This is a genomic window from Bradyrhizobium sp. GW821-FHT12B03 (assembly GCF_058807535.1).
In genome coordinates this window covers 49,948-76,634 of the sequence record NZ_JBXAQU010000024.1, presented here as the reverse complement: position 1 = coordinate 76,634, position 26,687 = coordinate 49,948, and the positions used below count along the sequence as shown (strand labels likewise).

At 65.0% G+C, this 26,687-nt stretch carries 24 protein-coding genes; 10 read left to right on the top strand and 14 right to left on the bottom strand.

Going from position 1 to position 26,687, the window contains the following annotated elements; genetic code table 11:
- Positions 1-53 precede the first annotated feature (53 nt).
- The 6 genes from AC1RUR_RS33455 to zapE form a co-directional block, all read right to left on the bottom strand.
- The gene (locus AC1RUR_RS33455) at positions 54-3,023 is read right to left on the bottom strand and encodes a 2-oxoglutarate dehydrogenase E1 component (protein ID WP_492852029.1); all 2,970 of its coding nucleotides are present in this window, start codon (positions 3,021-3,023) and stop codon (positions 54-56) included.
- A 137-nt stretch (positions 3,024-3,160) separates the two neighbouring features.
- Positions 3,161-4,045, bottom strand: coding sequence for a succinate--CoA ligase subunit alpha (gene sucD / locus AC1RUR_RS33450; RefSeq protein ID WP_148755124.1), 885 nt, complete (start codon positions 4,043-4,045; stop codon positions 3,161-3,163).
- A gap of 34 nt (positions 4,046-4,079) precedes the next feature.
- On the bottom strand, positions 4,080-4,559 hold the full coding sequence (locus AC1RUR_RS33445; RefSeq protein ID WP_492852027.1) for a DUF1579 family protein: 480 nt from the start codon (positions 4,557-4,559) through the stop codon (positions 4,080-4,082).
- A gap of 4 nt (positions 4,560-4,563) precedes the next feature.
- Positions 4,564-5,763 (bottom strand): ADP-forming succinate--CoA ligase subunit beta, encoded by a 1,200-nt coding sequence (gene sucC / locus AC1RUR_RS33440; RefSeq protein ID WP_063198452.1) that lies wholly within the window; start codon positions 5,761-5,763, stop codon positions 4,564-4,566.
- Between the two features lie 207 nt (positions 5,764-5,970).
- Positions 5,971-6,939, bottom strand: coding sequence for a malate dehydrogenase (mdh, locus tag AC1RUR_RS33435; RefSeq protein ID WP_008145224.1), 969 nt, complete (start codon positions 6,937-6,939; stop codon positions 5,971-5,973).
- Positions 6,940-7,185: 246 nt separating this feature from the next.
- Positions 7,186-8,370: a cell division protein ZapE gene (gene zapE, locus AC1RUR_RS33430; RefSeq protein WP_492852025.1), complete on the bottom strand. Its 1,185-nt coding sequence runs from the start codon at positions 8,368-8,370 to the stop codon at positions 7,186-7,188.
- Positions 8,371-8,509: 139 nt separating this feature from the next.
- Here zapE and AC1RUR_RS33425 point away from each other — a divergent pair, with 139 nt between their 5' ends.
- On the top strand, positions 8,510-8,764 hold the full coding sequence (locus tag AC1RUR_RS33425; protein WP_492852023.1) for a type II toxin-antitoxin system VapB family antitoxin: 255 nt from the start codon (positions 8,510-8,512) through the stop codon (positions 8,762-8,764).
- Between the two features lie 49 nt (positions 8,765-8,813).
- On the opposite strand, the gene thpR is transcribed toward AC1RUR_RS33425, so the two are convergent.
- Together thpR and AC1RUR_RS33415 are read right to left on the bottom strand one after the other, a co-directional pair.
- Positions 8,814-9,350 carry an RNA 2',3'-cyclic phosphodiesterase gene (gene thpR, locus AC1RUR_RS33420; protein ID WP_492852021.1) on the bottom strand — a complete coding sequence of 179 codons (537 nt, stop codon included), beginning with the start codon at positions 9,348-9,350 and terminating at the stop codon, positions 8,814-8,816.
- Between the two features lie 174 nt (positions 9,351-9,524).
- Positions 9,525-10,169 (bottom strand): arylesterase, encoded by a 645-nt coding sequence (locus tag AC1RUR_RS33415; protein ID WP_492852019.1) that lies wholly within the window; start codon positions 10,167-10,169, stop codon positions 9,525-9,527.
- 55 nt (positions 10,170-10,224) lie between these two features.
- On the opposite strand from AC1RUR_RS33415, the gene AC1RUR_RS33410 reads away from it, so the two are divergent.
- The 4 genes from AC1RUR_RS33410 to AC1RUR_RS33395 all read left to right on the top strand — a co-directional run bounded on the left by AC1RUR_RS33410 (position 10,225) and on the right by AC1RUR_RS33395 (position 15,340).
- Positions 10,225-10,947, top strand: coding sequence for an ABC transporter ATP-binding protein (locus AC1RUR_RS33410; protein WP_492852017.1), 723 nt, complete (start codon positions 10,225-10,227; stop codon positions 10,945-10,947).
- Positions 10,944-13,514: an ABC transporter permease gene (locus tag AC1RUR_RS33405; protein WP_492852015.1), complete on the top strand. Its 2,571-nt coding sequence runs from the start codon at positions 10,944-10,946 to the stop codon at positions 13,512-13,514. The genes AC1RUR_RS33410 and AC1RUR_RS33405 overlap by 4 nt, the downstream gene beginning before the upstream one ends.
- Before the next feature lie 280 nt (positions 13,515-13,794).
- The gene (locus AC1RUR_RS33400) at positions 13,795-14,586 is read left to right on the top strand and encodes a Bax inhibitor-1/YccA family protein (RefSeq protein ID WP_492852013.1); all 792 of its coding nucleotides are present in this window, start codon (positions 13,795-13,797) and stop codon (positions 14,584-14,586) included.
- Between the two features lie 223 nt (positions 14,587-14,809).
- Positions 14,810-15,340, top strand: coding sequence for a GNAT family N-acetyltransferase (locus AC1RUR_RS33395; protein ID WP_492852011.1), 531 nt, complete (start codon positions 14,810-14,812; stop codon positions 15,338-15,340).
- Positions 15,341-15,525: 185 nt separating this feature from the next.
- Here AC1RUR_RS33395 and AC1RUR_RS33390 read toward each other — a convergent pair whose 3' ends face one another.
- The 3 genes from AC1RUR_RS33390 to acnA form a co-directional block, all read right to left on the bottom strand.
- Complete coding sequence (locus AC1RUR_RS33390; RefSeq protein WP_492852009.1) at positions 15,526-15,897, bottom strand: DUF2794 domain-containing protein; 372 nt, start codon at positions 15,895-15,897, stop codon at positions 15,526-15,528.
- A gap of 627 nt (positions 15,898-16,524) precedes the next feature.
- Positions 16,525-17,301, bottom strand: coding sequence for a DUF1223 domain-containing protein (locus AC1RUR_RS33385; protein ID WP_492852007.1), 777 nt, complete (start codon positions 17,299-17,301; stop codon positions 16,525-16,527).
- Positions 17,302-17,522: 221 nt separating this feature from the next.
- A complete protein-coding gene (acnA, locus tag AC1RUR_RS33380) occupies positions 17,523-20,243 on the bottom strand; it encodes an aconitate hydratase AcnA (RefSeq protein ID WP_492852006.1) in 2,721 nt (906 codons plus the stop codon).
- 244 nt (positions 20,244-20,487) lie between these two features.
- Here acnA and ccmA point away from each other — a divergent pair, with 244 nt between their 5' ends.
- The 5 genes from ccmA to AC1RUR_RS33355 all read left to right on the top strand — a co-directional run bounded on the left by ccmA (position 20,488) and on the right by AC1RUR_RS33355 (position 23,646).
- Complete coding sequence (gene ccmA, locus AC1RUR_RS33375; RefSeq protein ID WP_492852005.1) at positions 20,488-21,090, top strand: heme ABC exporter ATP-binding protein CcmA; 603 nt, start codon at positions 20,488-20,490, stop codon at positions 21,088-21,090.
- A gap of 232 nt (positions 21,091-21,322) precedes the next feature.
- The gene (gene ccmB / locus AC1RUR_RS33370; RefSeq protein WP_211415085.1) at positions 21,323-21,991 is read left to right on the top strand and encodes a heme exporter protein CcmB; all 669 of its coding nucleotides are present in this window, start codon (positions 21,323-21,325) and stop codon (positions 21,989-21,991) included.
- A 91-nt stretch (positions 21,992-22,082) separates the two neighbouring features.
- On the top strand, positions 22,083-22,874 hold the full coding sequence (locus tag AC1RUR_RS33365; RefSeq protein WP_492852004.1) for a heme ABC transporter permease: 792 nt from the start codon (positions 22,083-22,085) through the stop codon (positions 22,872-22,874).
- On the top strand, positions 22,871-23,056 hold the full coding sequence (ccmD, locus tag AC1RUR_RS33360) for a heme exporter protein CcmD (RefSeq protein WP_492852003.1): 186 nt from the start codon (positions 22,871-22,873) through the stop codon (positions 23,054-23,056). The genes AC1RUR_RS33365 and ccmD overlap by 4 nt, the downstream gene beginning before the upstream one ends.
- Positions 23,053-23,646 carry a DsbE family thiol:disulfide interchange protein gene (locus AC1RUR_RS33355; RefSeq protein ID WP_492852001.1) on the top strand — a complete coding sequence of 198 codons (594 nt, stop codon included), beginning with the start codon at positions 23,053-23,055 and terminating at the stop codon, positions 23,644-23,646. Before ccmD ends, AC1RUR_RS33355 begins: the two co-directional genes overlap by 4 nt.
- Before the next feature lie 34 nt (positions 23,647-23,680).
- Here the strand turns inward: AC1RUR_RS33355 and AC1RUR_RS33350 are convergent, their stop codons facing one another.
- The 3 genes from AC1RUR_RS33350 to ftsY all read right to left on the bottom strand — a co-directional run bounded on the left by AC1RUR_RS33350 (position 23,681) and on the right by ftsY (position 26,657).
- Complete coding sequence (locus AC1RUR_RS33350) at positions 23,681-24,877, bottom strand: hypothetical protein (protein ID WP_492851999.1); 1,197 nt, start codon at positions 24,875-24,877, stop codon at positions 23,681-23,683.
- Positions 24,878-25,103: 226 nt separating this feature from the next.
- Entirely contained in the window at positions 25,104-25,706 is a 603-nt protein-coding gene (locus AC1RUR_RS33345) for a septation protein A (protein ID WP_492851997.1), read from the bottom strand.
- Positions 25,707-25,709: 3 nt separating this feature from the next.
- On the bottom strand, positions 25,710-26,657 hold the full coding sequence (gene ftsY / locus AC1RUR_RS33340; protein WP_492851995.1) for a signal recognition particle-docking protein FtsY: 948 nt from the start codon (positions 26,655-26,657) through the stop codon (positions 25,710-25,712).
- Between the last annotated feature and the right edge of the window lie 30 nt (positions 26,658-26,687).

Genomic DNA, 26,687 nt, shown 5'->3' with positions numbered 1-26,687 from the left:
CGCTCCAGTGCGCGATTGCGCACAAGGCGGGGCATGACGCAGTTCAAAAGAGTTCAGCTCAGTGCTTCGTCCAGGAACGCCTTCAACTGAGCCTGATGCTTGGACATCAGACCCGTGGCGGTCGCGGCGGAAGCGGCGCGGCCGACATAACGCGGACGCCGGCTCACACCGTTCACCTGGTTCAGCACCCATTCCAGATAGGGCTCGATGAAGTGCCAGGCACCCATGTTGCGGGGCTCTTCCTGGCACCACACCACTTCGGCCTTCTTGAAGCGCGACAGCTCGGCCACCAGCGCCTTCAGCGGCACCGGATAGAGCTGCTCGACGCGCATCAGGTAGATGTCGTCGATGCCGCGCTTCTCGCGCTCCTCGTAGAGGTCGTAATAGACCTTGCCGGAGCAGAGCACGATGCGGCGGACCTTCTCGTCCGGAACGAGCTTGATCGCCTCGTTCGGCAGCATCTGGGCGTCATCGTACAGGATGCGATGGAAGGTCGTTCCCTTCGCAAGCTCTTCCAGACGCGACACCGCCCGCTTGTGGCGCAGCAGCGACTTCGGCGTCATCAGGATCAGCGGCTTGCGGATCTCGCGATGCAGCTGGCGGCGCAGCACGTGGAAGTAGTTCGCCGGCGTGGTCGGGTAGACCACCTGCATGTTGTCTTCCGCGCACATCTGCAGGTAACGCTCGAGGCGCGCCGAGGAGTGCTCCGGTCCCTGCCCCTCATAGCCGTGCGGCAGGAGGCAGACGAGGCCGGACATGCGCAGCCATTTGCGTTCGCCCGAGGAGATGAACTGGTCGAACACGACCTGCGCGCCGTTGGCGAAGTCGCCGAACTGGGCTTCCCACAGCGTCAGCGTGTTCGGCTCGGCGAGCGAGTAGCCATATTCGAAGCCGAGCACGGCTTCTTCCGACAGCAGCGAGTTGATGACCTCGTAATGGCCCTGCTCGTTGCCGAGATGGTTGAACGGCGTGTAACGGCTCTCGTCTTCCTGGTCGATCAGCACCGAGTGGCGCTGCGAGAAGGTGCCGCGCTCCGAATCCTGTCCGGACAGGCGGACGTGGTGGTTTTCCTGGAGCAGCGTGCAGAACGCCAGCGCCTCGCCGGTCGCCCAGTCGATGCCGTTGCCGCTGTCGATCGCCTTGGAGCGGTTTTCCAGGAAGCGCTGGATGGTGCGGTGGACGCGGAAACCGTCCGGCACCTTGGTGATCTTGCGGCCGATGTCCTTGAGAACAGGCAGGTCGACGCCGGTGACGCCGCGGCGGGCGTCCTCTTCCTGGTCGGCGATCTTGAAGCCGGCCCACTTGCCGTCGAGCCAGTCGGCCTTGTTCGGCTTGTAGGAGGTGCCGGCCTCGAACTCGGCATCCAGCCGGGCGCGCCAGTCGGCCTTGACCTTGTCGACCTCGCCCTCGGTCATCACGCCTTCGCTGATGAGGCGGCGGGCGTAGAGCTCGAGCGTGGACGGATGCGCCGCGATCTTCTTGTACATCACCGGCTGGGTGAAAGCCGGCTCGTCGCCTTCGTTATGGCCATGCCTGCGGTAGCAGAACATGTCGATGACGACGGGCTTGTGGAATTTCTGCCGGAACTCGGTCGCGACCTTGGCCGCGAACACCACGGCTTCCGGATCGTCGCCGTTCACGTGGAAGATCGGCGCGTCGATCATCTTCGCCACGTCAGACGGATAGGGCGAGGAGCGCGAGTAACGCGGATAGGTGGTGAAGCCGATCTGGTTGTTGACGATGAAGTGCACGGAGCCGCCGGTGCGGTAGCCCTTCAGGTCCGACAGACCGAAGCATTCCGCGACCACGCCCTGGCCGGCGAACGCGGCGTCGCCGTGCATCAGGAGCGGCATCACCGAGATGCGCATGTCAGGTGGATCGCCGTGCTGGTCCTGCTTCGCGCGCACCTTGCCGAGCACGACGGGATCGACGATCTCGAGATGCGAGGGGTTGGCGGTCAGCGACAGATGGATGCGGTTGCCGTCGAACTCGCGGTCCGAGGAGGCGCCGAGGTGATACTTGACGTCGCCGGAGCCTTCGACCGCGTCGGGATTGGCCGAGCCGCCCTTGAATTCGTGGAACAGGGCGCGGTGCGCCTTGCCCATCACCTGGGTCAGAACGTTGAGGCGGCCGCGATGCGGCATGCCCAGCACGATCTCCTTCACGCCGAGATTGCCGCCGCGCTTGATGATCTGCTCGAGCGCGGGGATCAGCGATTCAGCACCATCGAGGCCGAAGCGCTTGGTGCCGGTGAACTTGGTGTCGCAGAACTTCTCGAAGCCCTCGGCCTCGACCAGCTTCGTCAGGATGGCTCTGCGACCTTCGCGGGTGAACGAGATCTCCTTGTCCGGGCCCTCGATGCGCTCCTGGATCCAGGCCTTCTGCGCAGCATTGCTGATGTGCATGAACTCGACGCCGAGCGTCTGGCAGTAGGTGCGCTCGCAGATCGCGGTGATCTCGCGCAGGCTGCCGTATTCGAGGCCGAGCACGTGATCGAGGAAGATCTTGCGGTCGAAATCGGCTTCGCTGAAGCCGTAGGTGCGCGGGTCGAGCTCTTCGCGGTTGCGCGGCGCCTCGATGCCGAGCGGATCGAGCTTGGCGTGGAAGTGGCCGCGCATGCGGTAGGAGCGGATCAGCATCAGCGCGCGGACGGAGTCGCGCGTCGCCTGGAGCAGGTCGGCGGAAGAAATGTCGGCGCCCTTGTCGCCTCCCTTGGCCTGCGCCCTGGCAGCGATCTTGGCACCGACCGCCTTCTCGACCTCGGCCCAGTTGCCGTCGAGGGCGGAGGTGAGGTCGTCCTTCGGGGTCAGCGGCCAATTGGCGCGCTCCCAGGACGGGCCCTCGGCGTTCTTCCGGACGTCGGCGGGCTGGTCGTTCAGGCTCTTGAAGAACTCCTGCCACTCGGCGTCGACCGAGGACGGGTCCTTCTCGTAGCGGGCGTAGATTTCGTCGATGTAGGTGGCGTTGGTGCCCTGCAAAAAGGAGGAGAGGGCAAAGGCTGCGTTCGCGTCCTGGCGAGACATACTTGAGTTCCTGGCGATTTCGGTTCGCGCATAACAAACGGCGCTGGCGCTGAGCTCCCCGGCAGAGGCCCAGCGCGATTGGCACCATTTACCCTATTTGCTGCGAAACTTCGCCCGGAAAAGTACGAAGAAGTGAATTAGCCTTTCAACTTTTCGGCAAGCGTGTGGCCGAGGCGGGCGGGAGACGGCGACACTGTAATCCCTGCCGATTTCATCGCGTCGGTCTTGGAACCGGCATCGCCCTTGCCGCCCGAAATGATCGCGCCGGCATGGCCCATGCGGCGGCCGGGAGGGGCGGTGACGCCGGCGATGAAGCCGACCATCGGCTTCTTGCGCCCGCGCTTGGCCTCGTCCTTGAGGAACTGGGCGGCGTCTTCCTCGGCGGAACCGCCGATCTCGCCGATCATGATGATCGATTCGGTCTTGGGGTCGGCGAGCAGCATTTCCAGCACGTCGATGAACTCGGTTCCCTTGACCGGGTCGCCGCCGATGCCGACCGCGGTGGTCTGGCCGAGGCCCTCCTGGGAGGTCTGGAACACGGCTTCATAGGTCAGCGTGCCCGAGCGGGAGACGATGCCGACGCTGCCGGTCTTGAAGATGTTGGCCGGCATGATGCCGATCTTGCACTCGCCGGCGGTCATGACGCCCGGGCAGTTCGGCCCGATCAGGCGCGACTTGGAGCCGGCCAGCGAACGCTTCACGCGGACCATGTCGATGACCGGAATGCCCTCGGTGATGCAGACGATCAGCGGGATCTCGGCATCGATGGCTTCGCAAATCGCATCGGCCGCGCCCGGCGGCGGCACGTAGATCACCGACGCATCCGCGCCGGTCTTCTCACGCGCCTCGCGCACGGTGTCGAACACCGGCAGGCCCAGATGCGTCGCGCCGCCTTTGCCCGGCGAGGTGCCGCCGACCATCTTGGTGCCGTAGGCAATCGCGGCCTCCGAATGGAAGGTGCCGTTCTTGCCGGTAAAGCCCTGGCAGATGACCTTGGTGTTCTTGTCGATCAGGATGGACATGAGGTCTGCTTTCGCGAAACTAACGAGTGAGAGGTCAGTGGATGCGGCGGTAGACGCCGGTGAGCACGTCGGCCCAGCCTTCCGCGTCCGGCGAGAACTGGATCTTCAACGAGTAGGAATTATCGTCGATGATTTCGTAGACGTGGCGCGCATTGCCGCGGAGCGAGCCGCGCACCAGCGTCAGGGTCTTGCCGACCCACCCGCCTGAGGCGGGCGAGGGCGGCGTGTAGCCGAGCGAGTCGTACCAGAACAATTTGTAGGTCCGATCGTCGCGGTCGAACGTGAAGATGCCGTGGGTGGCGAAGACCTGCTTGCCGTCGCGCATCTGGACACTGTCCTGGATCAGATAGAATCCGTTGAGGTCCATGCGCGCGACGGTGCGCGATGTCGCCGGCCCGCCCGCCGTCCAGCGCGACGGGAAGACCACCTCTTCGCCATCCCATTCGCCGGCGAACGCGGAAAGACGCGCGTGCTCTGCAAGCGGAGATGATGCGGCGAGATGGTCCTGGGTCATGGCCTCAGCCTCCCTTGACGGCCTTCACGATCTTCTGCGCGGCGTCGTCGAGATTGTCGGCCGGCACCACGTTCAGTCCGGATTCCCTGATGATCTTCTTGCCGAGCTCGACATTGGTGCCTTCAAGGCGGACCACCAAGGGCACGCTGAGGCCGACTTCACGAACCGCCGCCGTGACGCCCTCGGCGATCACGTCGCACTTCATGATGCCGCCGAAGATGTTGACCAGGATGCCCTTCACGTTGGGATCGGCGGTGATGATCTTGAAGGCGGCCGCGACCTTCTCCTTGCTGGCGCTGCCGCCGACGTCGAGGAAGTTCGCCGGCGCCATGCCGTAGAGCTTGATGATGTCCATCGTCGCCATCGCAAGTCCGGCGCCGTTGACCATGCAGCCGATGTTGCCGTCGAGGGTGACGTAGTTGAGGTCGTATTTCGACGCCTCGATTTCCTTGGCGTCTTCTTCAGTCAGATCGCGCAACGACACCGCGATCTCGGGATGGCGGAACAGGGCGTTGTCATCGAACGACACCTTGGCGTCGAGCACGCGGAGCTCGCCCTCCTTGGTGACGACGAGCGGATTGATCTCCAGCATCGACATGTCCTTGGCGACGAAGGCGGCGTAGAGCTGCGCGGTGAGCTTCTCGGCCTGCTTGGCGAGGTCGCCCGACAGGTTCAGCGCCTTCGCAACGGTGCGGCCGTGATGGCCCATGATGCCGGTGGCGGGATCGACCGAGAAGGTGACGATCTTCTCGGGCGTGTTGTGTGCGACGTCCTCGATGTTGACGCCGCCTTCGGTCGACACCACGAAGGAGACGCGCGAGGTCTCGCGGTCGACCAGGATCGAGAGGTAGAATTCCTTGTCGATGTTCGATCCGTCCTCGATGTAAAGACGGTTGACCTGCTTGCCGGCGGGACCGGTCTGCACGGTCACCAGCGTGGCGCCCAGCATCTGCTTGGCGAATTCGTTGACCTCTTCGACCGACTTGGCGATGCGGACGCCGCCCTTGTCCCCCGCGGACGCCTCCTTGAACTTGCCCTTGCCGCGGCCGCCGGCATGGATCTGGCTCTTGACCACCCAGACCGGGCCGGGAAGCTGTCTTGCGGCGGCATCGGAGTCCGAGGCCTTGAGAACCGCTACGCCGCGCGAAATCGGAACGCCGAATTCATGCAGCAGCGCTTTGGCCTGATATTCATGGATATTCATATGGTCGCTCCCTGAACCCGCGGGCGGTGACCTCTAGGGCCCACCTCAGTCTTGTGGCTGGCATACCATATACCACAGGAACTGCAACCCGGATTCTTTGACATCGATCTCTGGACTGGCGAGCCCGGAGCCCCGCCCGGTTAGCCGGGGTCCGGAAGTGAAACCGCCGAAGACCGGGTTTCGATCTTCGGCGGGAATTGCTTTGCCTTAGCGGCCGAGAAGATCGGGTGCGATCTTCTTGCAGGCGTCGACCAGGCCCTGTACGGCGCCGACCGACTTGTCGAAGGCCTCGCGGTCCTTGCCGGCAAGCTCGATCTCGACGACGCGCTCGACGCCCTTGGAGCCGATCACGACGGGCACGCCGACATACATGTCCTTCACGCCATATTCGCCGTTCAGGTAGGCGGCGCTGGGCAGCACGCGCTTCTTGTCGCGCAGATAGCTCTCGGCCATCGCGATCGCGGACGCGGCCGGCGCGTAGAAGGCCGAGCCGGTCTTGAGCAGATTGACGATCTCGGCGCCGCCGTTGCGGGTGCGGTCGACGATCTCGTCGAGGCGCGCCTGCGAGGTCCAGCCCATCTTGACGAGGTCGGGCAGCGGAATGCCGGCGACGGTGGAGTACTTCACCAGCGGCACCATGGTGTCGCCATGGCCGCCGAGCACGAAGGCGGTGACGTCCTCGACCGAGACGTTGAACTCGTCGGCCAGGAAGTAGCGGAAGCGCGCCGAATCCAGCACGCCGGCCATGCCGACGACCTTCTTGTGCGGCAGGCCGGAGGCCTTCTGCAGCGCCCACACCATCGCGTCGAGCGGGTTGGTGATGCAGATGACGAAGGCGTCGGGGGCGTACTTCTTGATGCCGGCGCCGACCTGCTCCATGACCTTGAGATTGATGGAGAGGAGGTCGTCGCGGCTCATGCCGGGCTTGCGCGGCACGCCGGCGGTGACGATGCAGACCTTGGCGTTGTCGAGGGCTTCGTAGGAGTTCGCGCCGGTATAGTGGGCGTCAAAGCCGTCGACCGGCGAGGACTGCGCAATGTCGAGCGCCTTGCCCTGCGGAACACCCTCGGCGATGTCGAACATCACGACGTCGCCCAGTTCTTTCAGGCCGATGAGGTGAGCCAGCGTTCCGCCGATCTGACCGGAGCCAATCAAAGCAATCTTGTCGCGCGCCATGTGAACCTGTCCTTTAGACACGTAAGGAGGGAAAACTGACAGGGTGGTTATCCCTTTCGCTTCGCCCGTTCAAGTCGGTGGATGCCCATTTGTCGGGCTTGCCGAGAATCCGGCCAGCATAGCCAAGCCGTCATTCCGGTTCGCCCGCGCCATCGCGCGGGCGAACCGGAATCGCGAGATCGTCGCGCGGGATTCCGGGGTCGCGCGGACGCGCGCCCCGGAATGACAGCGCTAGCGTGATAGGACTTAAGTCTCCACCAGGCCCTTGGTGGAGCCGCTGGCGGTGGAATCCTTGCGGCCGTGAGGCAGCGCCAGATAGGATTCCGAGCTCATTTCGATCAGGCGCGACGCCGTCCGCTTGAACTCCATGGCCTCGGTGCCCTCATGGGCGAGGTACAGCGAGATCGGATTGGCATCCGCCGACGCCATCAGCTTCACGGCATTGTCATAGAGCGTATCGATCAGCGTGATGAAGCGTTTGGCGGCGTTGCGCTGGGAGAAGTCCATCACTGGAATATGGTCGACCAGGATGGTGTGATAGTCGTGCGCGAGCCTGAGGTAATCGGATGCGCCGAGCGGCTTCTCGCAGAGATCGGCGAAGGAGAACCGCGCCACGCCATGGGCCGAGCATGGCACGTGCAGGATGCGGCCCTTGATCGAAATATCGCGCGACCTGCATTTGGCGCCGCCTGACATCCGCGACCAGGCGCGGTCGAGCGCTGCGTCCGCATCGCCGTCGGCCGGCGTCAGCCACATCGGCACGCCCTGAAGCTTCTCCAGCCGGAAGTCGGTGCGCGCATCTAGCCGCGCGACGTCCATGTGATCGGTGATCTGCTTGATGAAGGGCAGGAACAGCGAACGGTTGAGGCCGCCTTTGTAGAGATCGTCGGGCGCGACGTTGGAGGTTGCGACCACCACGGTGCCAAGCTCGAACAATTTGGCGAACAGGCGCCCCAGAATCATCGCGTCCGCGATGTCGGTGACGTGGAATTCGTCGAAGCAGAGCAGCCAGCTCTCCTCGAAGATCGCATTGGCCGTCAGCGCGATGACGTCGCCATCGGCGATCTCGCCGCGCGCGATGCTCTGGCGATAGTCGTAGATGCGCTCATGCACATCGGCCATGAACTCGTGGAAATGCGCGCGTCGCTTGTGCTCGACGGTCGAGTGCTGGAAGAACAGGTCCATCAGCATGGTCTTGCCGCGGCCGACCTCGCCATGGATGTAGAGCCCGCGCGGCGCCTCGTCCTTGTCGCTGCTGAACAGGCGGCTGAGCAGGCCCTGCTTGCGCGCGGGCTTATAGCTTGCGAGCCGCTGGTCGAGCGCCGCATAGGCCTCGGCGACTTCGGCCTGCGCCGCATCGGGCTCGATCGCGCCGTCGGCGATCTGGGCCTGGTAGGCGTCGCGGAATGAGGAACTGGGGGGCGAGAGCATGGCTCCTTACCGCCAGAGATGAGCGGAAATTGCAACGGTATATTGGCGCAAGGGGCGTATGCGCTTACCCTCATCCACGTGGGTGCGGGCGGATGATTGAAAAATCAGAGGGTTAAGCGGCTACTTTGAGGTTCCTGACATGGCTCTGAGCATCGAGGATTCCGAGACCGAGCATCTCGCGTGGAGGCTGGCGCAACTCACCGGCGAGACCGTTGCGATCGCGACGAAGCGAGCAATCGAGGAGCGGCTTGGCCGGATCGACAATCAGCACCGCAAGACTGCTCTCTTGGACGATATGGCCGCGATCCGCCGACGCTGGAGCGAGCTGCCTGTGATAGTCGACCAGACGGCAGACGAAATTGTTGCCTATGACAAACACGGATTGCCATTCTGACCGAGACGCTACGCGTCTACGCGCCATATGGCCCCATCTTCTTGCGAGCTCACTCACACAGCTCGTAAGCGTCCTCGACCACATACGGTCCGCCACCCGTCGATGCGCGGGACGAGAACAACACGAAGCGTTCGGCCATGAAGGCCTTGCTCGGGAAGTAGCCGCGCAGCGAGAGATAGTCGGCGACGTCGCGGTCGGTCGCGTCGTGCAGCCGGGCCAGCGTGACATGCGGGATGAACTTGCGTCCCTCCGGATCGAGGCCGATCCGCTGCATCAAGCGCTCGAGCTCGGCCTGCAATTCCATCAGCGGCTTGCTCGGCGCGATGGTCGCGACCACCGCGCGCGGCTTGCGACCACCAAAACTCTGCAAGCCTTGCACCTTCACCTCGAACGGCTTGCGATCGACGCGAAACAGCATCGAGGCGATCTCGTTGGCGGACATGCCGTCGATATCGCCGATGAAGCGCAAGGTGACGTGATAATTTTCGGGATCGATCCATCGGGCGCCGGGAAGGCCGCCCCGCAAATTGGAAAGCGTCTGGCCGACCTCGGCCGGGATTTCCAGACCAGTGAACAAACGCGGCATCGTTTCGCACTCCCGATGCTTGGGCATGATCCCTGGGAAGGATCATATCCAAATTTTAGAGCCGGCGACGAATCACCGGTAGCCTGATTCCTATCGCGTTTGTGTGACTCTGCGAAGCATCGCGCGGGCCACCCCGTGAAAACCCTGGGAATTAAGGTTAGCGTTGCCTGCTTTTCAACGGCGTTGCTCGCTTATGTTGCGCAGGAATGCCTCCGCCGTGGGCAGCATGTTGCCGACGATGATGTCGACGCCGGCCGCGGTCGGATGAATGCCGTCGGCCTGGTTGAGCTTGGCGTCGGCCGCGACGCCGTCGAGGAAGAACGGATAGAGCGGCACGTCGAATCGTTTCGCAAGATCCGGATAAATCGAATTGAAGCGCGCGGCGTAATCGGCGCCGTAATTCGGCGGGGCCAGCATGCCGCACAGCATCACCGCGATCTTGCGCGCCTTGAGCCGCTGGACGATGTCGGTGAGCGCTGTGCGCGTCAAGTCGGGATCGATGCCGCGCAGCGCGTCGTTGGCGCCGAGTTCGACGATGACGCCCTCGGTTCCCTCGGGCACCGACCAGTCGAGCCGGTCGCGGCCGCCGGAGGCGGTGTCGCCGGACACCCCGGCATTGGTCATGTCAATCGCTATGCCTTTGGCCTGCAAGGCTTTTTGAAGTTTCGCGGGGAACGCCTCCTGGGCCGGAAGGCCAAGGCCGGCGCTCAAGGAATCGCCGAGGACCACCAGCTTGACCGGTTTGGCAGCCGGCTGTGCCTGGGCCGACGGCGTTGTCGCGATTGTCATCACGGCGAACATCAACACGGCTATGTGCATGAACAATCCGTAACGCCTCTCGACCGCGCTAGCGGAGTTGCCATATGACCGGACCATGGACACTCGCATCGAATCCTCTTCGCTCGCCGGCACCACGCCGGACACCATCGCCATCTCCAACGTCAATCTCTCATTGGGTACGGGGGCGGCACGCGTTCACATCCTCAAGGATATCAGCCTGCGGGTGGGCTCGGGCGAGACCATTGGCCTGATCGGCCCGTCAGGCTCGGGCAAATCCACGCTGCTGATGGTGATGGCGGGGCTGGAGCGTCCTGATAGCGGAGAGGTGGTGGTGTCAGGCACGCCTTTCAATGCCCTCGACGAGGACGCGCTGGCCCGCTTCCGCGGCCGCCAGGTCGGCATCGTCTTCCAGTCCTTCCATCTGATCCCGACCATGACGGCGCTGGAGAATGTCGCCGTGCCGCTCGAGCTTGCCGGCAATCCCGACGCCGCGAAGCGCGCGGCGCAGGAGCTGCAATCGGTCGGGCTCGGCGACCGCCTGCATCATTATCCGACGCAGCTCTCCGGCGGCGAGCAGCAGCGCGTTGCGCTGGCCCGCGCACTGGCGCCCGATCCCGCCATCCTCGTTGCCGACGAGCCGACCGGCAATCTCGACGAGACCACGGGAAAGCAGATCGTCGACCTGCTGTTCACCAAGCATGCCGAGCGCGGCATGACGCTGGTGCTGGTGACGCACGATTCCTCGCTCGCGCATCGCTGCGACCGCGTGATCCGCCTGCGCTCCGGGCGCATCGACACGCAGTCTGCACCGGCATGAGCGCCGCGGCCGAACCGTTCGCGCGGCCCAACGCCGCCGCGTTGTCGCTGCGCTACGCGCTGCGCGAATTGCGCGGCGGCCTGCGCGGCTTCTACGTCTTCATCGCCTGCATCGCGCTCGGCGTGATGGCGATCGCCGGCGTCGGCTCGGTGTCGGCGAGCCTCTCGGACGGCCTCGCGCGCGAAGGCCGCACGCTGCTCGGCGGCGACGTCTCCTTCGTGCTGTTCCAGCGCGAGGCCAAGCCCGAGGAAGTCGCCTTCCTGCGCTCGCGCGGCACCGTCTCGACCGCCGCGACCCTGCGCGGCATGGCGCGCACGGCCGGCGGCCAGCTGGCGCTGGTCGAGATGAAGGCGGTCGACGACACCTATCCGATGCTGGGACAGTTGACCCTGGCGCCGCAGCTGCCGATGTCCGACATCCTTGCCGAACGTGACGGCGCGTTCGGCGCGGCGGCCGATCCGACGCTGCTGGCGCGACTCTCGCTCAAGACCGGCGACCGCGTCACCATCGGCTCGGCGACCTTCCAGATCCGCTCGACCGTCGAGGCCGAACCCGACAAGCTCGCCGGCGGCATCGGCTTCGGCCCGCGCTTCCTGATCAGCCAAGCGGGCCTGCGCGCCACCGGGCTGATCCAGCCCGGCAGCCTGGTGCGCTGGGTCTACCGGGTGAAGCTGCCCGACGCCGCCAACAGCGAGCGCGCCACCGAAACCTTCATCGCCGATGCGCGCAACGCCGCGCCGCAGGCCGGCTGGGAGATCCGCAGCCGCTCCAACGCCTCGCCGCAGCTCGAGCGCAACATCAGCCGCTTCACGCAGTTCCTGACACTGGTCGGCCTCGCCGCGCTGCTGGTCGGCGGCGTCGGCGTCGCCAACGCGGTGAAGAGCCATATCGACCGCAAGCTCGAGGTGATCGCGGCCTTCAAGGCCGTCGGCGCCACCGGCCGCGACGTGTTCGGCATCTATCTCGCCCAGGTCATCCTGCTGGCGGCGATCGGGTCCGTGATCGGGCTCGCACTCGGTGCCGCCATGCCCTTCGCCATCGTCGGCCTGTTCGGCAAGCTGCTGCCGCTGCCGGTGGTGCCGGCCGTGCACGCCGACGAGCTCGCGCTGTCCTTCGTCTATGGCCTCCTGACCGCGCTCGCCTTCGGCCTGTGGCCGCTCGGCCGCGTGCACGACGTGCCGGTTGCCGCACTGTTCCGCGACACCATCAGCTCCGAATGGCACCGGCCGCGCCTGGGCTATCTCGTGTTCATGGGCGTCGTGGTCGCGCTGCTGATCGCGGTCGTGATCGGATTGTCTTTCGACAAGCGCATTGCCGCGGTGTTCGTGGCATCGTCCGTCGTCGTGTTCGCGCTGCTGCGCGGCATCGCGGCCCTGCTGATGACGATCGCGCGGCGGCTGCCGCGCTCGCGGCTGCCGATGCTGCGGCTGGCGATCGCCAACATCCATCGGCCGGGCGCGCTGACGCCCTCGGTCGTGCTGTCGCTCGGCCTCGGGCTCGCCGTGCTCGTCACCATCACCCAGATCGACGGCAATCTGCGCCGGCAGTTCCTCGCGGCGCTGCCGGATCAGGCGCCGTCGTTCTTCTTCATCGACATTCCGAGCACGCAGGCGGCGCAGTTCGACGGCTATCTGCGCCAGATCGCACCCGGCGCCAAGGTCGAGGACGTGCCGATGCTGCGCGGCCGCATCGTCGCCGCGCGCGGGTTGCGCGCCGAGGAGCTCAAGCCCACCACCGATTCGGAGTGGGTGCTGCAGAGCGACCGCGGCCTCACCTATACCGGCGATCTGCCGAAGGGCTCCAAGGTGGTCGAGGGCGAATGGTGGAGCGCCGACTATTCGGGGCCGCCGCTGGTCTCGATGGAGAAGAAGATCGCCGACGGGCTCGGCCTCAAGCTCGGCGACGAGGTCGTGGTCAACGTGCTCGGCCGCGACATCCCGGCGAGGATCAGCAACCTGCGCACCATCGACTGGCAGGGCCTCGGCATCAATTTCGTGCTGGTGTTCTCGCCGAACGCCTTCAAGGGCGCGCCGCATACCCACATCGCAACGCTGACCGAGGCCGGCGGCACTGCTGCGGGCGACGGCAAGATCATCAAGGAGGTCGCCGACGCCTACCCGATGGTGACGAGCGTGCGCGTGCGCGAGGTGATGGAGACGGTCGGCTCGGTCGTAACCAATCTGGCGCTCGCAATCCGCGGCGCCAGCGCCGTGACGCTGATCTCGGCGATCCTGGTGCTCGGCGGGGCGCTCGCCGCCGGCCATCGCCACCGGGTCTACGATGCGGTGATCCTGAAGACGCTGGGCGCGACACGGCTGCGGCTGCTCGGCGCCTATGCGCTCGAATACCTCCTGATCGGGCTTGCCACCGCCGTGTTCGGCGTGATCGCCGGCAGCATCGCCGCCTGGATGATCGTGACGCGGCTGATGACGCTCAGCTTCGTCTGGCAGGCCGGCAGCGCGGCCGGCGTGGTGGTGGCCGCCCTGGTCGTCACGGTCGGGCTCGGGCTCGCCGGCACGCTCCTGGCGTTGAACAAAAAGCCCGCCACGGTGTTGCGGAATTTGTGACAAAAGGTAGCGGGCCGCCGCGCGGGTGCGAAATCGCGCGATTCCTGCGGTTAACCACGTCGCTCGTCAGGTTCGCGTCAGGATTGCCGCCAAGGGCGACATTCAGCCGCGCGTGGAAGGTTGCAGCGAATGTGTTAGTTTCCCACATATCGAATGGGTTCGGAGCCCCGATTGTTAGCCAAAATTTAGTCGGTTGGCAGCGGTATCCGAGATAGAGTTTGACGAACCGGCGGCATGGCGACCCTCGTGCCGGACCGGACCAACCAACGGGAATTCGACCATGTCGGACCTAGACCGTAACTACGCTTCTCCTTTCGGCAGGGCCGCCGGGCGTGTTGACGCCGCGACGGTCGATGCCGGCCTGCGCGCCTATATGCTGCGCGTCTACAATTACATGAGCATCGGCCTCGCCATCACCGGCCTGGCCGCGCTCGGCGTCTACATGGCTGCCGTGACCGACGTTCCGACGGCGGACGCCGTCCGCGTCGGCAAGCTGTTCCTGACGCCGTTCGGCTACGCGATGTTCGTCAGCCCCCTGAAGTGGCTGTTCATGCTCGCGCCGCTCGCCATGGTGTTCGTGATCTCGGCAGGCATCAACCGTCTGGCCCCCTCGACCGCCCAGATCCTGTTCTGGGTATTCGCGGCGCTGATGGGCATCTCGCTGTCCTCGATCTTCCTGGTGTTCACCCACACCTCGATCGTGCGGGTGTTCTTCATCACCGCGGCCACCTTCGGCGCGCTGAGCCTCTACGGCTACACCACCAAGCGTGACATGACCGGCATGGGCTCGTTCCTGATGATGGGCCTGTTCGGCATCGTCATCGCGAGTGTCGTCAACATGTTCCTGGCCAACGGAGTGATGGGTTTCATCATCTCCGTGGTCGGCGTGCTGGTGTTCGCGGGCCTCACCGCCTGGGATACGCAGCGGCTGAAGAACGACTACATCTACGGCTACGCGTCGGCCGGCGGTGACATCGCAGAGCGTGCGGCCATCACCGGCGCGCTGTCGCTGTACCTGAACTTCATCAACCTGTTCACGCTGCTGTTGCAGCTTCTCGGCCAGCGCGATTAAGCGCCACGACGAGAGAACGGATACGAACCCCGGCCGCAAGGCCGGGGTTTTTGTTTGGGCGGGCGGCCGCCGCGGATTCCATAGCGAGGCGCCCTTGCGACCAAGCAATCCGGAGCCCCTCCGCGGATGCATTTCTGGATTGCATCGCTGCGCTCGCAATGGACGACGTGGAGAGGCTGCCGGCCTCTTCCAGCCGCCGCGGGAAGGCTTTAATCTTCGCGCCATGTCCACACCCGAAATCAGGCCCACGACCGAGGCCGACCTCCCCGCCATCACCGCGATCTACCAGCAGGCCGTCCGCGAAGGCACGGCGACGTTCGAGCTGGAACCGCCTGACCTCGCCGAGATGACGCGGCGCTACCGCACGCTGGTCGACGGCGGTTATCCCTATTTCGTCGCCATCATCGACGGTCGCGTCGCCGGCTATGCCTATGCCGGCGCCTACCGGCCGCGGCCGGCCTATCGTTTCACGGTCGAGAACTCGATCTATCTCGATCCCTCTTTCCACCGCCGCGGCGTCGGCTCAAAGCTGCTGGAACGGCTGATCACGGAATGCGAGGCGCGCGGCTTCCGCCAGATGATCGCGGTGATCGGCGATTCCGCCAATGCCGGCTCGATCGGCGTGCACGCCAAGGGTGGCTTCAGGATGATCGGCACGCATCCCAATGTCGGGCTGAAATTCGGCCGCTGGCTGGACACGGTGATGATGCAGCGTGACCTCGGCGAGGGCGCGAAGACGGTGCCGGAGAAGTAGGTCTCGTCAGGTGGCAAAGCGACTCGTCCGCCGTAGCTCGTAGAGCGAAGGCGGAAGCGTGCCCACGACTTGTCGCGATCGGGAAAAGACGTGGGCACGGCGCTATGCGCCTTTGCCCACCCCACGGCACCGCTCGTGCGGATTAACCACCGCCAATTGCCAGTTTCACGGCGTCGTCCGTGCCGCTACACCACCGCCAGCTTGCGATCGATCGCCAGCAGCACGCGCTCCAGCTCATGGCCGCGGCGCAGGATCAGGCCGGTCGCCGAGATCACGCTGTACATGCCCTGCTTGCGCGCGAGCCGCGGATCCTTCTCGATGCGATAGATCGGCACTTCCGAGGCGCGGCGATAGACCGAGAACACCGCACGGTCCTTCAGGAAGTCGATGGCATAGTCGCGCCATTCGCCGTCGGCGACCATGCGGCCGTAGAGATTGAGAATTCGGCGCAGCTCGAGCCGGTTGAAGGTCACCTGGTTCGGCTGCGCATTCGCAGCGGCGGGACGCGCCGCCGCGCGCTGCTCGCTCGGATCGGCATCCTCCGACGTCAGACTCATGGGAAGCGCCTCCTCATCGCACAGCATGATCGCGTCCGCGAAGACCGTCCCCGGAACCGCGGATCATGACAGTTGCATGATTGCGCCAACCGTTCCCCGCCGCAAGGGGCTCCTCGAGGGCGCTCTTTAAGAACTCTCGGTGCAACCCATCGAATCGCGCGCGAATCGGAGCACACGCAACGGTGGAACTCTGTCGCGGCGAACCGTCACGGGATCGTTAGCAGGAATCATAGTCTCGCCGCTTTTCCGCCCAGCGCCTGCCGCCCTGCACTGCGAAAAGACTTGTGTGCGTTGACCCGGTCCTTTCGGTTCCGGATTCCTCAGCCCCCAGCCCCCCGGGGTCGAACAGGATCGGGTCTGTACGCGCGACAAGGAGGGCCAACGCAAGTTGGTCCTTTTTTGTTTGTGTCGGGATGTTTCCGGCTCGACGAACTTCTCTCCACCACTGCGCACACTCTCTCCCCTCATCCTGAGGGGCCGCGCTCTTTGCGCGGCGTCTCGAAGGATCGAGGCCCGAGCGGCATCAGCGGGGCCTCTCATGGTTCGAGACGCGCGCAAGGGGCGCGCTCCTCACCATGAGGAGACAGAGCCAGACCCGCGCATCAGGAAGAATGCGAAGCGTGCGCTTCAGTGCAGCGACGTGTACGCCGCGCCCAGCATCGGGCCGGGCTTCTCGCGGCTGCCGTCCTGGACATAGACCACGGCGCCGTCGACGCCGTCGCGCGTGAGGTTCTCGATCGGCACCGTCCAGCTTTCCGGACGTCCGGTCCAGTCGCCGACCTTGAGCAGATTGCGCACGACGTTGTGATAGGTGACCTGCTGTCCGCGATTCTCGCCGCGGCTGATCGCGATCGGCACCGACCTCGCGATCGAGCAGATCCAGACTTCGCCGTGCGCGATCGCGGGCTCCTTGCTCGCGGCCACCGATACGTTGATCTGCCTGCCCGAGAGCGACATCGTCACCGGCACGCTCATCACGCCCGTGCCTTTGTCGGTCCTGCCGATCGCGCTCTCGATGCCGGCACGATCGCTGCCGATGACATGCGTTGAGCCGTTGACCACGACCTGCGGCGTGTAGACCTCGCGGTCGCCGCGCATGCGCGAATAAGCGCGCTGCCGCGCCGAGAAGCGCGAATCCGCCAGCGTGTCCTTCCAGCCGAGATAATCCCAATAATCGATCGGCATGCTCAGCGCGATGATCGACGGGTCTTTGGAGAGATCGCCGATGATCTGGTCGGCGGGCGGGCAGGACGAGCAGCCCTGCGAGGTGAAGAGCTCAACCACGGCGCGGGGATCGGCCTCGGCGGGACGGATGACGGCGACGATCGCACAGAGACCGAGCGCTCCCGACCAGAGGGCACCGGACCAGCGTGAAATCAGATGAGAAGCCGTCATTGTTGTCATGTCGAACGCCGCACACCAAAGCTCGTGGGAAGGGAAATCTTATCGCCTGATGGTCACCGTAGTCTTACGGGGCACGGCACACTCAACCGTCCTGGCTGGAATTTCCGCCGGGCGGGCCCATCCGAAGCATGCCGCAAACGCGTGAAGGCGGCCTTGTGATAGGCCGCCTTCGTTTAACCTTCTACTCACTTCGCAGTGAGCCACCGTTCACAAATCCGCGCTTACGCCGCGAGCTTGCGCAGCACGTAGTGCAGGATGCCGCCGTTGCGGTAGTAATCGAGCTCGTCCAGCGTATCGATGCGGCAGAGCAGCGAAACGCGCTGCAACGAACCATCGCCGGAGACGATCTCCGCGGTCAGCTTCTGACGCGGCTTCAGATCGCCGACGAGGCCACGCAGCGTGACCTTCTCGTCGCCCTTCAGACCGAGCGACGACCAGGAGGTGCCGTCCTCGAAGGTCAGTGGCAGCACGCCCATACCGACCAGGTTGGAGCGATGGATGCGCTCGAAGCTCTGGCAGATCACGGCGCGCACGCCGAGCAGACGCGTGCCCTTCGCAGCCCAGTCGCGCGAGGAGCCGTTGCCGTATTCGGCACCGGCGAACACCACCAGCGGCACCTGCTCCTGCTGGTACTTCATCGCGGCGTCGTAGATCGACATCTGCTCGCCGTCGGGCCAGTGCTTGGTGAGACCGCCTTCCGGAATATTTCCATCCGCGCCCTTCAGCATGAAGTTCTTGATGCGGATGTTGGCGAAGGTGCCGCGCATCATCACTTCATGGTTGCCGCGGCGCGTGCCGTACTGGTTGAAGTCGGCCGGACGCACCTGGTGCTCGCTGAGATACTTGCCGGCAGGCGAGGTGAGCTTGATCGAACCGGCCGGCGAGATGTGATCGGTGGTGATCTTGTCGCCGAACATGGCGAGGATGCGCGCCTCGACGATGTCGGTGACCGGCTCCGGCTCCTTCTTCATGCCGTCGAAATAGGGCGGGTTCTGCACATAGGTCGAAGACATGTTCCAGCGATAGGTCTCGCTCTCGACCGTCTTGATCTTGCGCCAGTTGGTGTCGCCCTTGAACACGTCGGCATACTTCTTCTTGAAGATCGACGCGGTCACGAACTTCTTCATGAAGGCGTTGATCTCCTTGGTCGTCGGCCAGATGTCCTTGAGGTACACCGGCTTGCCGTCCTTGCCCTCGCCGATCGGCTCGACGGCGAGGTTCTTGGTGACGCTGCCCGCGAGCGCGTGAGCGACGACCAGCGGCGGCGAAGCGAGATAGTTCGCCTGCACGTCCGGCGAGACACGGCCTTCGAAGTTGCGGTTACCGGAGAGCACGGCGGCCGCGACGATGCCGTTGTCGTTGATCGACTTCGAGATCTCTTCCGGCAGCGGACCGGAATTGCCGATGCAGGTGGTGCAACCGAAGCCGACGAGATTGAAGCCGACCTTGTCGAGATCGGCCTGGAGGCCGGAATCGGCGAGATAGGCCGCGACCACCTGGCTGCCCGGGGCGAGCGAGGTCTTCACCCACGGCTTGGCCTTGAGGCCCTTCGCCGCGGCGTTGCGGGCCAGCAGCCCGGCGCCGATCAGCACGCTCGGATTCGAGGTGTTGGTGCAGGAGGTGATCGCCGCGATCACGACGTCGCCATGGCCGATCTCGTACTTCTTGCCTTCGACGGCAAAGCGCTTGGCCGGCTCTTCGGTCTTCTTGTACTCATTGCTGAGCGCGAGCGAGAAGCCTTCGGCGACCGCGGGCAGCGCGATGCGGCCTTCGGGGCGCTTCGGACCGGCCATCGACGGCACGACGTCGGCGAGGTCGAGCGTCAGGGTCTCGGTGAACACCGGATCAGCCGACTTGGCGGTGCGGAACAGCCCTTGTGCCTTGGCATAGGCCTGCACCAGCGCAACGCGCGGCGCGGCGCGGCCCGACGTCTTGAGGTAATCGATTGCAGCGGCGTCGACCGGGAAGAAGCCGCAGGTCGCGCCATATTCGGGCGCCATGTTGGCGATGGTCGCCTTGTCGGCGACGGAGAGATGATCGAGGCCAGGGCCGAAGAACTCGACGAACTTGCCGACCACGCCGAGCTTGCGCAACATCTGCGTCACGGTCAGCACGAGGTCGGTCGCGGTGACGCCTTCCTTCATCGCGCCCTTCAGCTTGAAGCCGACGACGTTGGGCAGCAGCATCGACAGCGGCTGGCCGAGCATGCAGGCTTCCGCCTCGATGCCGCCGACGCCCCAGCCGAGCACGGCCAGACCGTTGACCATGGTGGTGTGGGAGTCGGTGCCGACCAGCGAGTCCGGGTAAGCGACCTCGAAGGTGCCGGTCTTCTTGCCGACCGTCATCTTCTCCTTCTTGGTCCAGACCGTCTGGGAGAGATATTCGAGATTGACCTGGTGGCAGATGCCGGTGCCGGGCGGCACGACGGAGAAGTTCGAGAACGCCGCCTGGCCCCACTTCAGGAACTCGTAGCGCTCCTGGTTCTGCTTGTATTCCTCGGTGACGTTCTTGGCGAAGGCCTTGTTGTCGCCGAAGAAGTTCACGATCACGGAGTGGTCGATGACGAGATCGACCGGCACCAGCGGGTTGATCTTCTCGGCATCGCCGCCGAGCTTCTGCATCGCGTTGCGCATCGCGGCGAGATCGACCACCGCGGGCACGCCGGTGAAATCCTGCATCAGCACGCGCGCCGGGCGGAAGGCGATCTCATGCTCCAGCGACTTCTTGCGCAGCCACTTCGACACCGCGACGATGTCCTCCTTCTTGACCGAGCGGCCGTCCTCGTTGCGCAGGAGGTTCTCGAGCAGGACCTTCATCGAATAAGGGAGTTTCGAAATTCCCTTCAGACCATTCTTCTCGGCCGTGGGCAGGCTGTAATAGACATAGGTCTTGGCGCCGACCTTGAGGGTCTTTTTGCATTTGAAGCTGTCGAGCGAGGTCATGCTAGGAAATCCCAATTGTTAGTTATACCCGGCAAAGGGTATTTTAACACCGTCAGCGAATCCGGTTGAGTCGCTTGCAGGGGCAGGTTGAGTTGCTGCATCAAGTAGTTCCGGGCTTATAGAAGCTTTCTAACCGCGCCGCCACAGCCACAATCGTGCCGCAGCAATTCGCGAGCCAAAAATTCCCATGCGCTACCCCAAGATTTCCTGAGGCCTGGCTTTGAGCGGGCTGGTACGAGGCAAGATGCAGCTTTCCGGACATGGGGTCACATGCGTGCGGGGCGGCCGCGAGGTGTTCGCCGGGCTCGATTTCGAGGCCGTCTCCGGCGAAGCCGTGGCGGTCGTCGGTCGCAATGGATCCGGCAAGACGTCGCTGCTGCGGCTGATCGCGGGCCTGCTCATTCCGGCCGGCGGGACAATCGCGCTCGAGGGCGGCGATGCCGAGCTGACGCTGCCGGAGCAGTGCCACTATCTCGGCCATCGCGATGCCCTCAAGCCGGCGCTGAGCGTGGCGGAAAATTTGTCATTCTGGGCTGATTTTCTGGGCGGCGAGCGTTCTGATGCCCAGGATAGCCTCGCCACGGTCGGGCTCGACCACGCCACCGATCTGCCGGCAGCCTTCCTGTCCGCCGGCCAGCGCCGCCGGCTCTCGCTGGCCCGGCTGCTGACGGTGCGCCGCCCGGTCTGGCTGCTGGACGAGCCGACCACGGCGCTGGACGTGGCCGGCCAGGACATGTTCGGCGGCCTGATGCGTGATCACCTCGCCCGCGGCGGCCTGATCATCGCCGCGACCCATGCTCCGCTCGGGATCGATTCGCGAGAGCTGCGGATCGGGGGGACGGCATGATGCGGCCCGACCCTCAGCTTTCCAAGCGGCCAGATACCGTTCTCGCAGCCGGGACGCCGCAGCCGCCGCGGGCTCCCTCGCCTCTTCCGCTTGCGGGAGAGGCCGCGCCGAAGGCGCGGGTGAGGGTTCTCTCCTCTGGGAGAATCTTCGCTGTCGAGACACCCTCTCCCCGACCCTCCCCCGCAAGCGGGGGAGGGAGCGCACCGCACTTGGGACACGACGGGAGCCCCCGATGACCGCCCTGTCCGCCATCATCCGCCGGGACATCCGGATCGCGCTCCGCGTCGGCGGTGGAGCGCTGATCGGGGTGCTGTTCTTCCTCACCGTGGTGGTGCTGATGCCGTTCGCGGTGGGGCCGGACCTGGCGCTGCTGTCGCGGCTGGGGCCGGCCATTCTCTGGCTCGGCGCGCTGCTGGCGAGCCTGCTGACGCTGGACCGGCTGTTCATGGCCGACCATGAGGACGGCTCACTCGACCTGATCACCATGAGCCGGACGCCGCTGGAACTCGCCTGCGCGGCCAAGGCGCTGGCGCATTGGCTGGCCGCCGGCCTGCCGCTGATTGTCGCAACCCCCGTGCTCGGCCTGCTGCTCAATCTCGACATGGTCGCGACCGGCGCGGTGGCCCTGACGCTGCTGGCGGGCACGCCGGCCCTGACCTTTACCGGCATGATCGGCGCCGCGCTGGCGGTGACGCTGCATCGCGGCGGACTTTTGATGGCGGTTCTGGTGCTGCCGCTGTCGATTCCGGTCCTGATCTTCGGAGTTGCAGCCTCGCAGGCCGTGATCGTCGGTCCCATGACGTTCGGCGCGCCGTTCTCGATCCTGTGCGCGCTGTCGCTGGTCAGCCTCGTGATCGGTCCCTTCGCGGCGGCAGCGAGCCTGCGGCACGGTCTCGATTGAATTGGGCGCGACTGACCTTGACCCCGATCAACTTTCGCTGCCCGGTTTTATGCTGATTGCGTGAGTGCCGACCTGTGATTATCAGGATACCATGACGCTGATCGACCTCGCCAACCCCACACGGTTCCTCGCGCTGACGGCGCGGGTGCTGCCGTGGCTTGCGGGTGCGACCGTCATCCTGCTCGCGATCGGCCTCTATCAAGCCGCTCTTGCGCCCGACGACTACCAGCAGGGCGCGACCGTGAAGATCATGTTCATCCACGTGCCCAATGCCTGGCTGTCGATGTTCGTGTGGGGCGTGATGAGCATCGCCTCGCTCGGCACGCTGGTGTGGCGGCATCCGCTCGCCGACGTCGCCGCCAAGGCGGCCGCGCCGATCGGCGCCTCCTTCACCTTCCTCGCGCTGCTGACGGGCTCGCTGTGGGGCCGGCCGATGTGGGGCACCTATTGGGAATGGGACGCACGGCTGACTTCGGTGCTGATCCTGTTCCTGATGTATCTCGGCCTGATGGCGCTGTGGCGCGCGGTCGACGACCCCTCGCGCGCGGCACGCGCTGCCGCCGTGCTGACGCTGGTCGGCGCGATCAACCTGCCGATCATCAAGTTCTCGGTCGACTGGTGGAACACGCTGCACCAGCCGGCTTCGGTGATGCGCATGGGCGGCTCGTCGCTCGACAAATCGTTCCTGATTCCGCTCCTGGTGATGGCAATCGCGTTCACGCTGCTGTTCGTCACGCTGCATTTGGCTGCGATGCGCAACGAGATCCTGCGCCGCCGCGTCCGCTCGCTGCAGATGATGCAGGCAAGCCGCATCGCGTTTTCGAGCGACATGGGCGCCGGTTCGCGTCACGACAACGCGTCCAAAGAAATCGGGGCCGCATGACGATGTCGCTTGGTCCCTACGCCTCCTTCATCGTGACGTCCTATGCCGCGGCCGCCTTCGTGGTCGCGATCCTGATCGGCTGGATCGTGCTCGACTATCGCAGCCAGACCCGGCGCCTGCGCGACCTCGACCGCAGCGGCATCACCCGCCGCTCGGGCCGCAGCGCGATGGATCGGCCATGAGCGAGCACACGACCTCGGCGAGCCCGCCGCGCCGCACCTTCCTGATGGTGCTGCCGCTGATTGCCTTCCTCGGGTTGGCGCTGCTGTTCTGGTTCCGGCTCGGCAGCGGCGACCCCTCGCGGATTCCCTCCGCGCTGATCGGACGGCCGGCACCGCAAACGACGCTGCCGGCGCTCGAGGGATTGCAGGCCGACAACGCGCCGGTGCCGGGTCTCGACCCCGCCGCGTTCAAGGGCAAGGTCAGCCTCGTCAACGTCTGGGCCTCCTGGTGCGTCCCCTGCCACGACGAGGCGCCGCTGCTGACCGAGTTCGCCAAGGACAAGCGCTTCCAGCTGGTCGGCATCAACTACAAGGACGCGTCCGACAATGCGCGGCGCTTCCTCGGCCGCTACGGCAACCCATTCAGCCGTGTCGGCGTCGACGCCAACGGCCGCGCTTCGATTGAATGGGGCGTCTATGGCGTGCCGGAGACCTTCGTCGTCGGGCGCGAAGGCACCATCGTCTACAAGCTGGTCGGCCCGATCACGCCGCAAAATCTCAAGTCGGTGCTGATGCCGGAGTTGGAGAAGGCGCTGAAGGCGGGAAGCTGACCACGGCGCGGACAAGCTCCTCCGCAGGCTGAGGTCACGAAGAATGATTGCGACGATTGGTTGTGTCCGTGTTGCCTGCGAGCAAACCGGCCACGACATCCCAGCCCTTCTCGAACATATGGCCGACCTTGTGGCTGAAGGAATGGTCGGGGCGCAACCGCGGCGATTCCAGAATGTGCGTCAAGTGCCGGTGATCGCCCGGAATGCTGTTGATCTCCGCGTCGATGGCGGCCTGGACGTCCGTCATCAGGTCATCCAGGCGCTGGGCCCAAGCGGATCCCTTGAGCTCGATCTGAGATCTCAGCGCCTCCTCGATCCGGTAGATCTCGCCGACGATCTCCTTGGCTCGCACCGGGCGGTTGTTCCTGAGCGCGAAAAGCAGGAGGAGGCGCTTCTCCTCGATCTGATCGAGCACCATCGAAACCGCAATCGCGAAGGGCGTGGCCGCGATGCGCGCAGCAGCCCGGTCGCCGGCCGAAGCGGTCGCGACGGACAGCAGCTCCCAAGGGGTTTCCAGGCGCTTTGCGAGGATCGTGAGCGCGAACGGCACGGCATCGACGCGCTTGGCGTTGAGCGCGCTCAAAAGGCCGAGCGCCTTGTCGAGGCTGGCGCTCTCCAGCCGCGCAATCTTCGGCGCAAGCGCACGGCCAAAATCCTCGAGCTCCCGCTGCATGTCGAGGTAGCGCAGCATCTTCTTCAGGTCGTCGAACGTCGCATGCGAGCTGGTATAGGCCATCAGCCCATCGCGAATGCTCGCTGCGCCCTCGGCAGAACCAAGCTGGCCGTTGAGAGAGGTCAGGACCTTCTTCTGGAACGCCTGGGCCATCTGCCGGGCCTCCGGCTGCTTGTCGGCAGCGATGGCCTTCGTCGCATTGGCGATGTAGTCGGCGGCCATGCTGCGCAGCAATTGCTCCGTCACGAGGCTCCAGATCGGTGCGAGCGATCCACGGGCGATCTGTCCGCAATTGACCCGCTCCGGTGCGCTGTCCACCAGGACCGGCTCGAGCGGCTCGAAGAAGTAGCGTGAGGGATTGCCGACGCGATAGTGATTCTGACCGGTGTTGCGAAACTCGGCACGCAGCGCAGCGATCAATGGCTCGGAATGCGGAATGTCCTCGCCGAGGAGATGCAGCCGTTCCAGTTCGGCAAGCAGACGGCGCCGGACCTGCGGAGCGAGTTGCCGGAGGTACTGAATCAGGTGTTCAGCGGTATGGTCCTGCTTTGCGCTCACCACCGGCTCCTCCGGCGTGCCACCATCTCTTCACGAGAAAGGCTATCGCCCTCGACCTTCAGGCAAGGTTAAGAGCTCAACAATCCCAGCTTGCGGTTACGGAGCAATGAAGAAGCCTATCGGATTCGTCGCGCGATCCGATCGGCAGCAGTTGGCAGAACGCGCCAAGTGCACGTCAGCGTGAATAGGCGTGGCCGCCGCCAGCAGGTCCAGGCCGGAGCCGGCGTCACCCCTTGCGCACATCCCCCGCCTCGGCCTCGCTCGCTTCCAGCGACACCGGCTCGAGATGATAACGCTTGATCAGCGGCATCTGGATCATGCCGAAGATGGCGGTCAGCGGCAGCACGCCAAACACCTTGAAGTTCACCCAGAAGTCCGTGCTTTGGGTCCGCCAGATGATCTCGTTCAGCACCGCCATGCCGGCGAAGAACAGCGCCCAGCGCAGCGTCAAGATACGCCAGCCCTGCGGGGTCAGGTTGAACATCTGGTCGAACATGACGGCGATGAAGGAGCGGCCAAACAGCAGGCCGCCGCCGAGGATGACGGCGAACAGGCTGTAGATGATGGTCGGCTTGACCTTGATGAAGGTCTCGTCGTGCAGCAACAGGGTGAGGGTGCCGAACACCAGCACGATCACGCCGGTCACGATCGCCATGAGCGGGATATGGCGCGTCACCACATAGGAGGCGATCATCGCCGCCACGATCGCGACCATGAAGGCACCGGTCGCGGCGAACAGATTGAACTTCGCGTTCACGAAGAAGAACACGAGCAGCGGACCGAGTTCGGTCGCGAGCTTGAACAGCGGATGCGGCTGGGTCTTGTCCATTCTCTAGCTTTCGATTCCAGCGATGGCACGGGCGAAATCGCGCGCGGTGAAGGGCGCGAGATCGTCGACGCCTTCGCCGACGCCGATGAAATGCACCGGCAGTTTGAATTTCTCCGCGAGCGCCACCAGGATGCCGCCGCGCGCGGTGCCGTCGAGCTTGGTCATCACCAGGCCGGTGACCCCGGCGGTGCGATGGAAGGCTTCGACCTGCGACAGCGCGTTCTGGCCGACGGTGGCATCGAGCACGAGCAGCACCGCATGCGGCGCAGTCGCGTCCACCTTGCGAATGACGCGCACGACCTTTTCGAGCTCGTTCATCAGCTCGGCCTTGTTCTGCAAGCGCCCGGCGGTGTCGATCAGGAGCACGTCGATGGCCTGCTCCTTCGCAGCCGTCAGCGCGTTGAAGGCAAGGCTCGCCGAATCCGAGCCCTGCGCGCCTGATATGACCGGCGTCTTCGTGCGCTCGCCCCAGACCTTCAACTGCTCGATCGCCGCGGCGCGAAACGTGTCACCGGCGGCCAGCATCACCTTGCGGCCTTCGGAGGCGAATTTCTGCGAGAGCTTTCCGATGGTGGTGGTCTTGCCGGAGCCGTTGACGCCGACCACGAGGATGACGAACGGCTTCTTGGCCGTATCGATCGCGAGCGGCTTGGCCACCGGCGCCAGCACCTTCTCGACCTCGGTCGCGACGACGTCCTTGACCTCGTCCGCCGAGATCGCCTTGTCGTAGCGCCCGGTGCCGACGGCGTCCGCGATCCGCACCGCGACGGAGGTGCCGAGGTCGGCGCGCAGCAGCACGTCCTCGATGTCGTCGAGCATGGCGCGGTCGAGCTTGCGCTTGGTGACGAGGTCGGCGACCGCGGTCCCGAGCGAGGACGAGGTGCGCTTCAGCCCGTCGGACAGGCGGCGCCACCAGCTCAGCTTGGGGGGATCTGACGTGGTATCGTTCATGGCGGGGGTGTGTTAGCCGTTCCCGCCCCT

Bases quoted from the DNA above. Each gene is read 5' to 3' on its own strand.
- AC1RUR_RS33455 (WP_492852029.1), bottom strand. From the start codon at position 3,023: ATGTCTCGCCAGGACGCGAACGCAGCCTTTGCCCTCTCCTCCTTTTTG.
- sucD (WP_148755124.1), bottom strand. From the start codon at position 4,045: ATGTCCATCCTGATCGACAAGAACACCAAGGTCATCTGCCAGGGCTTT.
- AC1RUR_RS33445 (WP_492852027.1), bottom strand. From the start codon at position 4,559: ATGACCCAGGACCATCTCGCCGCATCATCTCCGCTTGCAGAGCACGCG.
- sucC (WP_063198452.1), bottom strand. From the start codon at position 5,763: ATGAATATCCATGAATATCAGGCCAAAGCGCTGCTGCATGAATTCGGC.
- mdh (WP_008145224.1), bottom strand. From the start codon at position 6,939: ATGGCGCGCGACAAGATTGCTTTGATTGGCTCCGGTCAGATCGGCGGA.
- zapE (WP_492852025.1), bottom strand. From the start codon at position 8,370: ATGCTCTCGCCCCCCAGTTCCTCATTCCGCGACGCCTACCAGGCCCAG.
- AC1RUR_RS33425 (WP_492852023.1), top strand. From the start codon at position 8,510: ATGGCTCTGAGCATCGAGGATTCCGAGACCGAGCATCTCGCGTGGAGG.
- thpR (WP_492852021.1), bottom strand. From the start codon at position 9,350: ATGCCGCGTTTGTTCACTGGTCTGGAAATCCCGGCCGAGGTCGGCCAG.
- AC1RUR_RS33415 (WP_492852019.1), bottom strand. From the start codon at position 10,169: ATGCACATAGCCGTGTTGATGTTCGCCGTGATGACAATCGCGACAACG.
- AC1RUR_RS33410 (WP_492852017.1), top strand. From the start codon at position 10,225: ATGGACACTCGCATCGAATCCTCTTCGCTCGCCGGCACCACGCCGGAC.
- AC1RUR_RS33405 (WP_492852015.1), top strand. From the start codon at position 10,944: ATGAGCGCCGCGGCCGAACCGTTCGCGCGGCCCAACGCCGCCGCGTTG.
- AC1RUR_RS33400 (WP_492852013.1), top strand. From the start codon at position 13,795: ATGTCGGACCTAGACCGTAACTACGCTTCTCCTTTCGGCAGGGCCGCC.
- AC1RUR_RS33395 (WP_492852011.1), top strand. From the start codon at position 14,810: ATGTCCACACCCGAAATCAGGCCCACGACCGAGGCCGACCTCCCCGCC.
- AC1RUR_RS33390 (WP_492852009.1), bottom strand. From the start codon at position 15,897: ATGAGTCTGACGTCGGAGGATGCCGATCCGAGCGAGCAGCGCGCGGCG.
- AC1RUR_RS33385 (WP_492852007.1), bottom strand. From the start codon at position 17,301: ATGACAACAATGACGGCTTCTCATCTGATTTCACGCTGGTCCGGTGCC.
- acnA (WP_492852006.1), bottom strand. From the start codon at position 20,243: ATGACCTCGCTCGACAGCTTCAAATGCAAAAAGACCCTCAAGGTCGGC.
- ccmA (WP_492852005.1), top strand. From the start codon at position 20,488: ATGCAGCTTTCCGGACATGGGGTCACATGCGTGCGGGGCGGCCGCGAG.
- ccmB (WP_211415085.1), top strand. From the start codon at position 21,323: ATGACCGCCCTGTCCGCCATCATCCGCCGGGACATCCGGATCGCGCTC.
- AC1RUR_RS33365 (WP_492852004.1), top strand. From the start codon at position 22,083: ATGACGCTGATCGACCTCGCCAACCCCACACGGTTCCTCGCGCTGACG.
- ccmD (WP_492852003.1), top strand. From the start codon at position 22,871: ATGACGATGTCGCTTGGTCCCTACGCCTCCTTCATCGTGACGTCCTAT.
- AC1RUR_RS33355 (WP_492852001.1), top strand. From the start codon at position 23,053: ATGAGCGAGCACACGACCTCGGCGAGCCCGCCGCGCCGCACCTTCCTG.
- AC1RUR_RS33345 (WP_492851997.1), bottom strand. From the start codon at position 25,706: ATGGACAAGACCCAGCCGCATCCGCTGTTCAAGCTCGCGACCGAACTC.
- ftsY (WP_492851995.1), bottom strand. From the start codon at position 26,657: ATGAACGATACCACGTCAGATCCCCCCAAGCTGAGCTGGTGGCGCCGC.